16 protein-coding genes are annotated in these 10,886 nt (G+C 69.7%); 11 read left to right on the plus strand and 5 right to left on the minus strand.

What is annotated here, in order from left to right; genetic code table 11:
• The first annotated feature begins 285 nt into the window (after positions 1 to 285).
• From Q2100_RS22615 to Q2100_RS22640, 6 genes are all read left to right on the plus strand, one after another.
• Positions 286 to 600 (plus strand): putative quinol monooxygenase, encoded by a 315-nt coding sequence (locus Q2100_RS22615; protein WP_264013469.1) that lies wholly within the window; start codon positions 286 to 288, stop codon positions 598 to 600.
• Positions 601 to 631: 31 nt separating this feature from the next.
• Positions 632 to 1,459: a mycofactocin-coupled SDR family oxidoreductase gene (locus Q2100_RS22620; RefSeq protein ID WP_302915860.1), complete on the plus strand. Its 828-nt coding sequence runs from the start codon at positions 632 to 634 to the stop codon at positions 1,457 to 1,459.
• A 261-nt stretch (positions 1,460 to 1,720) separates the two neighbouring features.
• A complete protein-coding gene (locus tag Q2100_RS22625) occupies positions 1,721 to 2,353 on the plus strand; it encodes a TetR/AcrR family transcriptional regulator (RefSeq protein WP_302915861.1) in 633 nt (210 codons plus the stop codon).
• A gap of 140 nt (positions 2,354 to 2,493) precedes the next feature.
• A complete protein-coding gene (locus Q2100_RS22630; protein ID WP_302915862.1) occupies positions 2,494 to 3,531 on the plus strand; it encodes an oxygenase MpaB family protein in 1,038 nt (345 codons plus the stop codon).
• A gap of 2 nt (positions 3,532 to 3,533) precedes the next feature.
• Positions 3,534 to 3,890 (plus strand): hypothetical protein, encoded by a 357-nt coding sequence (locus tag Q2100_RS22635; protein ID WP_302915863.1) that lies wholly within the window; start codon positions 3,534 to 3,536, stop codon positions 3,888 to 3,890.
• 14 nt (positions 3,891 to 3,904) lie between these two features.
• A complete protein-coding gene (locus tag Q2100_RS22640) occupies positions 3,905 to 4,171 on the plus strand; it encodes a hypothetical protein (RefSeq protein ID WP_302915864.1) in 267 nt (88 codons plus the stop codon).
• Here Q2100_RS22640 and Q2100_RS22645 read toward each other — a convergent pair.
• The 3 genes from Q2100_RS22645 to thyX are packed head-to-tail and all read right to left on the minus strand — an operon-like array spanning position 4,158 to position 7,552.
• Positions 4,158 to 5,837, minus strand: coding sequence for a ribonuclease J (locus Q2100_RS22645; protein ID WP_302915865.1), 1,680 nt, complete (start codon positions 5,835 to 5,837; stop codon positions 4,158 to 4,160). The two genes, Q2100_RS22640 and Q2100_RS22645, sit on opposite strands and share 14 nt — an antisense overlap.
• A 22-nt stretch (positions 5,838 to 5,859) precedes the next feature.
• Positions 5,860 to 6,768: a 4-hydroxy-tetrahydrodipicolinate synthase gene (dapA, locus tag Q2100_RS22650; RefSeq protein ID WP_302915866.1), complete on the minus strand. Its 909-nt coding sequence runs from the start codon at positions 6,766 to 6,768 to the stop codon at positions 5,860 to 5,862.
• A gap of 19 nt (positions 6,769 to 6,787) precedes the next feature.
• The gene (thyX, locus tag Q2100_RS22655) at positions 6,788 to 7,552 is read right to left on the minus strand and encodes an FAD-dependent thymidylate synthase (RefSeq protein ID WP_302915867.1); all 765 of its coding nucleotides are present in this window, start codon (positions 7,550 to 7,552) and stop codon (positions 6,788 to 6,790) included.
• Between the two features lie 75 nt (positions 7,553 to 7,627).
• On the opposite strand from thyX, the gene Q2100_RS22660 reads away from it, so the two are divergent.
• Genes Q2100_RS22660 through Q2100_RS22680 form a run of 5 tightly spaced genes read left to right on the plus strand, consistent with a single transcriptional unit; the run spans position 7,628 to position 9,416 of the window.
• The gene (locus Q2100_RS22660) at positions 7,628 to 8,008 is read left to right on the plus strand and encodes a hypothetical protein (RefSeq protein WP_302915868.1); all 381 of its coding nucleotides are present in this window, start codon (positions 7,628 to 7,630) and stop codon (positions 8,006 to 8,008) included.
• The gene (locus tag Q2100_RS22665) at positions 8,005 to 8,370 is read left to right on the plus strand and encodes a hypothetical protein (RefSeq protein WP_302915869.1); all 366 of its coding nucleotides are present in this window, start codon (positions 8,005 to 8,007) and stop codon (positions 8,368 to 8,370) included. Before Q2100_RS22660 ends, Q2100_RS22665 begins: the two co-directional genes overlap by 4 nt.
• Positions 8,367 to 8,630, plus strand: a complete 264-nt coding sequence (locus tag Q2100_RS22670) for a hypothetical protein (RefSeq protein WP_302915870.1) — start codon at positions 8,367 to 8,369, stop codon at positions 8,628 to 8,630. The genes Q2100_RS22665 and Q2100_RS22670 overlap by 4 nt, the downstream gene beginning before the upstream one ends.
• Before the next feature lie 31 nt (positions 8,631 to 8,661).
• A complete protein-coding gene (locus tag Q2100_RS22675) occupies positions 8,662 to 9,042 on the plus strand; it encodes an SCO4402 family protein (RefSeq protein ID WP_302915871.1) in 381 nt (126 codons plus the stop codon).
• Positions 9,039 to 9,416 carry a DUF6188 family protein gene (locus Q2100_RS22680; protein ID WP_302915872.1) on the plus strand — a complete coding sequence of 126 codons (378 nt, stop codon included), beginning with the start codon at positions 9,039 to 9,041 and terminating at the stop codon, positions 9,414 to 9,416. The genes Q2100_RS22675 and Q2100_RS22680 overlap by 4 nt, the downstream gene beginning before the upstream one ends.
• A 1-nt stretch (position 9,417) precedes the next feature.
• On the opposite strand, the gene Q2100_RS22685 is transcribed toward Q2100_RS22680, so the two are convergent.
• Positions 9,418 to 10,647 carry a winged helix-turn-helix domain-containing protein gene (locus tag Q2100_RS22685; protein ID WP_302915873.1) on the minus strand — a complete coding sequence of 410 codons (1,230 nt, stop codon included), beginning with the start codon at positions 10,645 to 10,647 and terminating at the stop codon, positions 9,418 to 9,420.
• Between the two features lie 14 nt (positions 10,648 to 10,661).
• A partial coding sequence (locus tag Q2100_RS22690) for a TetR family transcriptional regulator C-terminal domain-containing protein (RefSeq protein ID WP_302915874.1) occupies positions 10,662 to 10,886 on the minus strand: 225 nt, incomplete at its 5' end.

The raw sequence follows: 10,886 nt of genomic DNA on the forward strand, positions 1-10,886 counted from the left end.
CCTGCGGCGGGCGGGCGCCGACTTCCGTGGTCGCGCCGTGCTCCGCGTACCCGCCTTTGACCTGCCGGAACGCGCTCCGGATCGGGCAACGGTCTTACTTGCCATGCCGCTCAGCCTAGTCGCATCAACCCCACTATCACCATCTGCCACACGGGTCACAGATTGGTTGCAAAGACGCCGGTCTGCCTCACATCGCCGCCGGGCCTGCTGTTTAAGGTGGACACCTGTCCGGTCACCGCGCTGGACCGCCACCCGCCGCCGCGCCCCACGAGGAGTCATCTGCCCATGCCCGTCACCGTCGTCGCCACCATGCAGGTCAAGCCCGAATCCGTGGACACCGTGCGGGAGATCATGAAGCGCACCGTCGCCGAGGTGCATCAGGAGCCGGGCTGCGACCTGTACTCACTGCACGAGACGAACGGCACCTTCATCTTCGTCGAGCAGTGGGCCGACGGAGACGCGCTGGCGGCGCACGGCCAGGCGCCCGCGGTGACGCAGATGTTCGCCGAGGTCGGCGAGCACCTCGCCGGAGCTCCCGACATCAAGGTGGCGCAGGCCGTGGTGGCGGGCGATCCGGCCAAGGGCTCGCTGCGGCCCTGATGAGCGCTTGCGCGAAGAAGCGAGGATCCTGATGGCTGTCGACAAACCGCTCGCGGGCAGGGTCGCGTTCATCACCGGAGCCGCTCGCGGCCAGGGCCGTGCGCACGCCGTGCGGCTGGCGTCCGAGGGCGCCGACGTGATCGCGGTCGACATCTGTGACCAGATCGCGTCGGTCCCCTACCCGCTGGCGACCGCCGACGACCTGGCCGCCACGGTGAAGCTGGTCGAGGACACCGGCGCGCGGATCGTCGCCACGCAGGCCGACGTCCGCGACCGCGCGGCGCTCAAGGCCGCGCTGACCGAAGGCGTCGAGGCGCTGGGCGGACGACTCGACATCGTGGTCGCCAACGCCGGCATCGCGCCGATGGCCGGCGAGGACGCCTGGCAGGACGTCATCGACGTCAACCTCACCGGCGTCTTCCACACCGTGGAGCTCGCTGCGCGCCCGATGGTCAAGGCGGGCAACGGCGGCGCGATGGTGCTGACCAGCTCGGTGGCGGGCCTGGTCGGCCTTGCGTCGCCGATGGCCGGCTCCGTCGGTTATGCCGCCGCCAAGCACGGCATCGTGGGCATCATGCGCGTGTACGCCAATCTGCTTGCCTCGCACAGCATCCGGGTCAACTCGGTGCACCCGGCGGGCGTCGACACACCGATGATCGACAACGAGTTCACCCGCAGCTGGCTCGAGGGTCTGGCACAGGAGAGCAAGGGCGGCCCCGACATGGGCAATGCCTTGCCTGTGCAGACACTGCAGGCCGAGGACATCGCCGCGGCGGTGGCCTGGCTGGTGTCCGACGAGGCGCGCTACATCACCGGCGTCACGCTGCCGGTCGACGCGGGGTTCGTCAACAAGCGTTGACGCGGCCCAGATGAGAGCGCTCTCATCTGGGTCTCACCGCCGGTCCATCCGGCCCCGCGATGCCGGTGGCCGTGACTCCTTCTCAGCCTCGGACACTCCCGACGCATGAGCCGTCGATGAGCGAATCCTCAACCCCTCGCCGCCCGTTCCCGCAGCACATCGGCTTCGCCTGCCGATAAAAACCTTCACTGATGAAGGAATTTCCTACATCCATGCAGAAATTTCCTTCACACATGTAGCTTCCGCTGGTACGTTGCGTTCATGGCCACCGCCGTGAAGACACGTCGACGCAGCCGGGCAGCCCACCTGGGCCCGGAACGCCGGCGGCCGCAGGTCCTCGACGCCGCCTTGGCCATCACGTTCGAGCAGGGCGTCAGCGAGGTCACCATCGGCGCTGTCGCACAACGCCTCAACGTCACCCGCCCGGTGGTCTACGCGTGCTTCGCCGACCGGATCCAGCTCATCTCGGCACTGCTGGAGCGCGAGACCGCCGTCCTGCGCGACGCACTGGTGGAGGCGCTGCACTCCGCCCGCGGCGACACCCCCGAGGCCGCCTTCACCACCGGCTTCCAGTCGCTGCTGCGGGTGGTGCAGGCGCGGCCGCTATCGTGGCGCTTCGTCTTCTTCGCCACCCCGGACCCGGCCGTGGCAAGCCGATTCGCTCGCGTGCGTGCCCAACTGGGCGACGCGACGTCCGCCTGGCTTCGGCCGGTGCTGGAGAAGTGGTGGTCGATGGCCGACGCCGACACGAAACTGCCCGTCCTGGTCGAGCTGCTGATGTCCTCCTCCGAGGCGGCCGTCCGGTCACTGCTCGACGACGCAAACCCCTGGAGGGCAGACGATCTCGGCGAGCTCTACGGCCGGATGATGTGCCACGCCTTCGCCGCCGCATAGCAATAGCGGCACCTCTCCACCCACTACTGAAGGGAAGCCCCATGTCCACAACCAGTCTCGAGCGCACCGCACGCCGTCGCAGACCCCGGTCCGGACCCGCTGCCGTCCTCCGGGCGGTCACTACCGAGAGCAGGGGCGCCGTGACCGCTCACGAGGACTACGGGTTCTTCGGACCCGACTCGGTGACCTGGAAGGTGTGGGGGTATCCGACATCGCTCACGGTCGGGTTCCAGCGCGCCGTCGTGGTCGAAGAACTCGATCCGAACCTCGTCGCCGCGGTCGACACGACCCACGACATCTACAAGCGCCCCCGCACCCGCTACGACCGCACCCTGCACTACTTCGCGCTGGTCGCGTTCGGGGGGACACGCGAAACCGCCACCGCCTCGGACATTCTGGTGAAGATCCACTCGAAGGCGATCGGCACCGAACCCTACGGCGGCGGGCGATACGACGCGAACGATCCCGCCTCCCAGCTGTGGATCCATCTGACCGCCTGGCACTCGATCCTCTACGCCTACGAGAAGTACGGTCCCGGCCCACTATCTCCCGAGGAGGAGGCCCGCTACTGGGAGGAGTGCGCGATCGCCGCCGAACTGCAGACCTGCTCGCCCGAGGACGTGCCGCGCACCCGCGACGGGGTGCGGCGCTACTTCGAGCAGATGCGACCGCAGCTGGCGGGCAGCGAGATCGCCGTCCAGGCAATGAACCACCTACTCGACGCCAAGGTGATGCTGCCGCCGATGCCCAGGGCGGCGCGCCCGGTGGCGCGGGTGGTCGCCGAGGTGCTGCGGGCCGGAACCATCGCCACCATGCCGCAGTGGATGCGCGAGATGAGCGACATCCGCCAGCCCAGGATCGTCGACGTCGCGGTCCGGCCCGTCCTGTGGACGGCCTTCCGGGCGATGACCGTGAGTCCGCGCGCCGAACTCGCCATGCTCAAGGTGCTCTCGCCGATGACACATCCCGTCGTGGCGCCGGTCAAACTCGGTGTGCCCCCGGCTCGCCGGGAAACACTCACGCCCGCCGAGGCGCGGACGCGCTACGGCTTCGAACCACCCGCCGTCGCGCACCGCGAATTGCGGGACCGCCAGGCCAAGCGCGTGTTCGGGCAGCACATCGCGCCCAGCGACGAAGGCCTCATCGAGTCCGAGCCCATCCTGGGTTCCCTGTCCTGAGCATGCGACTGGTCAGGGCGATGCGCGACCGGGTCACGTTGGCCCTCATCGCTGCGGCGATGATCGGTGTGGGATTCCTCGGGCTGTACTGGTCGACGTCCCTCGACGACTTCGACCAGTGGGGATTCCGCATCACGTGCGGTACCGGCTTCGCCGCCGACTACAGCCAGGCCGGCACCGCGGACGCTGCCGCCGCGGAAACCCGACAGACACAACCGGATTATGTCGGGCAGTGTCGTTCGGCGATCTGGATCCGCCGCGGCTGGACCGCGTCGGTGATATCGATCGGCCTCGCCCTGTCCATCGCGCTGCTGCTCAACAGCAGGGAACGCGTCGACGACAGGGCGGCACCAGAGTGATCCGAGGAGGAACCATGCCCACATCAGACTCCACCGTCGCCCGGGTGGCCGGCTTGACGCTCGTCGGCGCCGGGGTCGCCCACCTCACCAATCCGTGGCTGTTCATTCCGCTGACGCAGCAGGCGTATTCGCGACGCGTCCGGCTGCACACCTATGTCAACGGCACCGTCGCCACCGCGGTCGGACTGGGCATCCGCCACCGGCGCAGCAGGTCGTGGGCCACGCTCGCGGGCGTCGGATACGGCGCGCACCTCGCGGCGCGGACCCTCAGATCTCGATGACCGTCGGGACGATCATCGGCTGACGGCGGTAGGTCTCCCCCACCCACTTGCCGATGGTGCGGCGCACCGCCTGGGCGATGCGCCCGGGATCGGTGACCGTGTCGGCAGCCAGTGACTCCAACTCGGCCTCCACCTTGAGCGCGACCGGTTCGAGCGCCTTGGGGTCTTCGGAGAAGCCTCGTGAGAACAGGTGCGCCGGCCCGGCGGGCCGGCCGGTGCCACGGTGCACCACCACGGTCACCGCGATGAAACCCGATGACAGGATGAGCCGTTCGCCGAGCGTGGCGTCGCCGACGTCTCCGGTGATCAGGCCGTCGACGAACATCTTGCCGACCGGGACCGCTCCGGCGATGCTCGCCTTGCCCGCCACGAGGTCGACGCTGACGCCGTTCTCGGCGATCACCACGTTGTCCTCCGGCACGCCGCTCGTCGCCGCCAGCTTCGCGTTGGCGCGCAGGTGCCGCCAGGTGCCGTGCACCGGCATCACGTTGCGCGGTCGCACGCCGTTGTAGAGGAACATCAGCTCGCCGGCGTAGGCGTGACCCGTGACGTGCACGCGCGCCTGGGCATTGGTGACCACCCGGGCGCCGATCTTCGCCAGCGCGTCGATGACGCCGTAGACGGCTTCTTCGTTGCCGGGGATGAGCGACGACGACAGGATGATCAGGTCGCCTGCGGTGAGGGTGATGCTGCGATGCTCGCCACGTGACATCCGGGACAGGGCGGCCATCGGCTCGCCCTGGGTGCCGGTGGTGATGAGCACCACCCGGTCGGGCGGCATCATCTCGGCCGCGCCGATGTCGATGACGTCGTCGGTGCCGACGTCGAGGTAGCCGAGTTCGCGCGCGATACCCATGTTGCGCACCATCGACCGGCCGACGAACGACACCCGCCGGCCCAGTGCCACTGCGGCGTCGATGATCTGCTGCACGCGGTCGACATTGGAGGCGAAGCACGCGACGATCACCCGGCCCTCGGCGCCGCGGATCAGCCGGTGCATCGTGGGGCCGATCTCGCTCTCCGACGGGCTGACACCGGGGTGTTCGGCGTTGGTCGAATCGCAGAGGAAGAGGTCGACGCCGGCGTCGCCCAGCCGCGACATCCCGGGCAGGTCGGTCGGGACGCCGTCCAGCGGCATCTGGTCGAGCTTGATGTCACCGGTGTGCAGGACGGTTCCGGCGCCGGTGTGCAGGGCCACCGCCAGGCAGCCGGGGATGGAGTGGTTGACGGTGAAGTACTGGCACTCGAAGACTCCGTGAGTGCTGCGCCCGCCCGCCGCGACCTCGACGAACTTCGGCTTGAGGCGGTGTTCGCGGCACTTCTCCGCCACCAGCGCGAGGGTGAACTTCGAGCCCACCACCGGGATGTCGGGACGCAGCTTGAGCAGGAACGGGATGGCGCCGATGTGGTCCTCGTGCGCGTGGGTGAGCACGAGGGCCTCGACGTCGTCGAGCCGTCCCTCGACGTGCCGCAGGTCCGGGAGGATGAGGTCGACGCCCGGCTCGTCGTGGGTGGGGAACAGCACCCCGCAGTCGATGATGAGCAGCCGGCCGAGGTGCTCGAAGACCGTCATGTTGCGGCCGATCTCGCTGATGCCGCCGAGTGCGGTGACCCGCAGCCCACCCGGTGCCAGCGGGCGCGGTGGCCTCAGTTCGGGGGTCTCCATCACCGTGCCGTCCGAGCGGCGGTCATCGCAGTACCGCTGCCGCGCGCATGTCTCTGGCCAGCGCCTCGACCTCGGTGGGTGTGGCCGCGACCTGGGGAAGTCGCGGATCGCCGGTCTGGAAGCCCTGCAGGCGCAGTCCCTCCTTGGCCATCGTCACTCCGCCCAGGCGGGCCTGCGCGTCGGCCAGCGGCGCCAGCGTGCCGTTGATCTTGCGTGCGGTCGCGACGTCGCCGGAGTGGAACGCGGACAGCATGTCGCGGATCTGGCCTGCGGCCACGTGCCCCCAGACGCTGATCACCCCGACGGCGCCCATCGCCAGCCACGGCAGGTTCAGCGCGTCGTCTCCCGAGTAGTACGCCAGCCCCGTCTCGGCGATGATCCGCCCGCCACCGTGCAGATCGCCCTTGGCGTCCTTGATCGCGACGACGTTCGGATGTTCGGCCAGCGTGCGGATGGTCGGCCATTCGATGGGGATCACCGAGCGCGGCGGGATGTCGTAGAGGATCAGCGGCAGCGGGGTCGCATCGGCGATCGCGGTGAAGTGCGCGAGCAGGCCGGACTGCGAGGGTCGCGAGTAGTACGGGGTCACCACCAGCAGGCCGTGGGCGCCCTCCGCCTGGCAGGCCCTGGCCAGGTTCATGCTGTGGGCGGTGTCGTAGGTGCCCGCGCCGGCGATCACCCGCGCCCGGTCTCCGACCGCTTCGAGCACGGCGCTCAGCAGTGTCAGCTTCTCGCCGTCGGTGGTGGTCGGCGACTCGCCGGTGGTTCCGGAGAGCACCAGCCCGTCGCAGCCCGCGTCGACCAGGTGGGTCGCCAACCGGGCTGCGGTGGCGGTGTCCAGGGAGCCGTCCGGCTTGAACGGAGTGACCATCGCGGTCAGCACGGTGCCCAGTCGGGCCGTCACGTCGAATCCGCCGGTGCTCACGGACACCTAGATTACCCGCTGGTGTTCACGCTTCCGTAGCCAGCGGCGAGGTGGCCACCTCGGTGCCGTCGGCGAGCGTCGCGATGTCGAAGTCGCCGAACACCGCGGGGGCGACGTCGACGAGCTGGCGCAGGCAGGCGATGGCGAGCCGGCGGATCTCGACGTCGGCGTGCTCACTGGCCCGCATCGCGATGAAGTGCCGCCAGGCGCGGTAGTTGCCGGTGACGACGATGCGGGTCTCGGTCGCGTTGGGCAGCACCGCGCGGGCCGCCTGCCGGGCCTGCTTGCGGCGCAGCACGGCCGACCGGTCGCCGGACTGGTCGCCGATGAGCTTCGCCTCCAGCCGGGCCAGCAGGTCGGTGTACGTGGCCCGGTTCGCGTCGACCGCCTCGGTGAAGATCCGGACCAGCTCCGGGTCGTCCTCCATGCCCGGCGGGATCACCACCTGCGAGTCGTGCTCGGGGACGTACCGCTGCGACAGCTGCGAGTAGGAGAAGTGCCGGTGCCGGATCAGCTCGTGGGTGCACGACCGGGAGATGCCGCTGATGTAGAAGGACACCGAGGCGTGTTCGAGCACCGAGAAGTGTCCGACGTCGATGATGTGCCGCAGGTAGGAGGCGTTGGTGGCGGTGCGGGGGTTGGTCTTGGACCAGCTCTGGTAGCAGGCCCGGCCGGCGAATTCGACCAGCGCCTCGCCGCCGTCGGCGTCCGTGCTCCACGGGACGTCCGGCGGCGCCACGAAGTCGGTCTTCGCGATCAGTTGCACGCGCAGCGGCGCGGTCTCGGCCACGGGCTCACCTTAGTGCGACGGCCGCAGGATTCGTGACCGGTGGCCTGCCGGAACCGCCTTACGCTGGACGGACCGATGAGCCACTACGCCGAGATGCCCGGATTGAGTGCCCTCTACCTCGAAGACAGCTACCTGCTCGACATCGTCGAGGCGGCCGGACGACTGACGTTCTGGATGTCGGCCGTTCTCGCCCCTGAGCATCCCGCCTATCACGATCCGCTTCCCGGCGAGCAGTACTGCTACGCCCACGGCGCGCTGGTGTTCTCCGACGTGGCGCACACCGATTGGCTGGAGCGCTCGACGCGGCGCTACGTCGACGCGACCGGCGAGACCGACCTGGGCAATATCGACAGCCTGACGTCGGCCGACGGCACGTACGAGGTCACCGGTGACTGGGGACGGGTTCGGGTCCGATGCGCCGGCCCGCCGCGGTTCACCCTGCGGGACGCGCCGTGACGCCGAAGGAGTACGACGCTGACTGGCGGCAGATGTCCGACGAGGAGATGGCGGTGGTGGCGGCCGTCGTCGCGGCACTGCCCGGGTTCGCGGGGCTGCTCGACGGGCTCGCCGGGGCGGTCGTCCGTCGTTCGACCGACTGGATCCTCGACGTCCGGTCCCCCAGCCATGTGCCGGAGGTCGACGCGCCGGACGGGCCGGTCCCGGCGCGGGCGTTCGTTCCGAACGGGACCGAGTACCGGGGCGAGATCCTCGTCTGGGTGGAGGGCGGCCGGCTGTCCGGCCTCGAATACGCCTGGGTGACCGACGATGTGCCCACGCGGTGGCCGCGCCCGGACGAGATCGAGGTCGTCGGCCCGTGAACGGCGAATTCGGGTTCCTCACCCGCGATCACGCCGGGTTGCTCGTCGAGATCATGAGCCGCCGCCATCCGGAGTTGGCCGACCGGATCCGCACGGCGCATGCGCTGTCGCGACCGGATGCCGTCGAGATCGTGAACACCCTCAGCGAGGAGTTCGTCGATCATCTCGACCGGGACTGGGAGCCGACGGACTACGGGCGGACGGTCAGTGAGATCCTCTCTCGCGTCAATGCGCAACAGATCGCGGAATGGCCGGACTAGACGGGCTCGACCCGGCACCGGCGATTGCAGAATGAGGACCACCGTGACCCCTGTGCGCTATCCCGAGATGCGACGAGAGGTCGTCAACGCGTTGACGTCACTGTCCGATCCGGCGTATCAGCGACGGGTGTGGATCGGGCGGCACTACCCGCGGGAGGGCTTCTTCGACGATCTGACCCTGACCGTCAACGTCCTCTACGACATGGTGCTACCCGATCCGGGTGCCCGGCTGGGAACGGTCCTGACCGATGACCGCGAGGTCGACACGCTGAGGCTGCTCGAGCGGGTGCTCGGGCCGCTGATCGCCGATCTGGGCGATGCCCCGGATGCCCGTTACCTCTCCGACCCGCGCTGGGGCGACGTCGTGGATGCCGCCCGATCGGCATTGACCGCGATGAGACGTGCGCCGTGATCGCGGATCTCGGCCTGCGCGGCAGAACCATCACATCGATGTACGTCGAGTACGCCCTGTATCTGCGGCTGTCGGACCGGTACAACGTCACGGTGGAATCACCGTTCCACCTTCACCTGCCGGACCGCAGCGTCGAACTGTCACCGGAGGCCGACCCGGACAAGGTACGTGCGCTGCTGGGCCGTCTCGTCGGCCACACCATCGTCGATGCCCGGGTGTCCGAAGCAGGGACGCTGACAATCGGTTTCGACGACTCGACCCGGCTGACGGTCGAGCCCGATCCGGCCTACGAAGCGTGGAACGTCAGCGGTCCGGCCGGGTTCCTGACCGTGTGTATGCCCGGCGGCGAACTCGCGATCTGGACCGGCTCCTGACTCACCTCGGCGCCGGCGCGCCGACAGCGGCCCGTAACGCGCCGGCCAGGTCCCCGCGCTCCCCGACCGCCACGTCGGCCAGTCCCAGCCAGTCCGCCATCCGGCGCAGCTCGACGGCCAGAGCGGCGGCCACCTCCACCGGGCGCTCCCCCGGCTCGGTGAACGCCCCCACCACGTGCAGGGCATCGGCTGCCCGTTCGGCCTTCAGGTCAACCCGGCCCACCAGGCGGCCGTCGAGCAGGAACGGCCACACGTAGTAGCCGAACTGCCGCTTGTGTTGCGGCACATAGATCTCGATGCGGTAGTGGAATCCGAACAGGCGCTCCATCCGCGGCCGGAAGAAGATCAGCGGATCGAACGGGCAGAGCAGCGCGGTGCCCCGGTCTCGGCGCGGCACACTCTGGCCCGCTCGCAGATATGCCGGCGCGGCCCACCCGTCGACCTCCACGGCCTCGAGCTGTCCCGCGTCGACGAGATCGGCGAGCGCCGGCTTCACCTGTTTGGCCGAGAGCCGGAAGTAGTCGCGGATGTCGGCCTCGGTGGCCACCCCGAGCGCCGTCGCCGCGCGCAGCGCCAGTTCGCGGATCGCCTCGTCGTCGTCGACCTCCCGCGCCAGCACGTCCGGCGGCAGCACCCGCTCGGACAGGTCGTAGTGCCTGGCGAATCCCACCCGGGTCGCTGTGGTCAGCACCCCGGACGACCACAGCGCCTCGGCCACCCACTTCGTCTCGCTGCGGTCCCACCACGGACCCTTGCGCCCCCGCGGCTCCGCCTCCAGGTACGCCTCGATCTGGCCGGCCGTCGACGGACCGAGCTCGGCCACGGCCGCGACGACGTCCTCGGCGAGCTTGGGGTTCTTCCGGACGATCTCGGTGCCCCAGCGGCCGTGGACGTATTCCCGCATCCGCCACCGCATCAGCGGCCAGTCGTCGACGGCCATGAGCGCCGCCTCGTGCGCCCAGTACTCGACGAGCAGCCGGGGCGAGCGCGCACTGTGCCTCCAGGCGGCCGCGTCGAGCACGTCCCGGTCGTACCCGCCGAGACGGCTGAACACCGGCGCGTAGTGCGCACGCACCGTCACCGACACCGAGTCGAGCTGCAGCACCTGGATTCGCCCGATGAGCCGCCGCAGGTGCGCGCGGGTGACCGGGCCGCGCGGCGCGGGCTCGCCGAAGCCCTGTGCCGACACGGCGATGCGACGGGCCTGCGCTGCGCTGAGCGAGACGACCATCAGGTGATCGTGCCCTAACGCACCGACAGGATGCGATCGAAGATCAGCGCGGTCACGTTGTCGATCGGTGTGCTCTCGCCGGTGCTCTTCGCCCGCAGCGCCGCGCCCTCCCATGCGTCGACGATCAGCTCAGCCGCGGCACCGGCGTCGATGTCCGGGGCGAACTCACCGGACTGCTGCCCGTCGCGGATCGCGGCGGCCAGCACGCTGCGCCACCGTTCCAGCGCGCCGACCGCGGC

This window comes from Mycolicibacterium arseniciresistens (assembly GCF_030519285.1).
GTDB classification, from domain to species: domain Bacteria; phylum Actinomycetota; class Actinomycetes; order Mycobacteriales; family Mycobacteriaceae; genus Mycobacterium; species Mycobacterium arseniciresistens.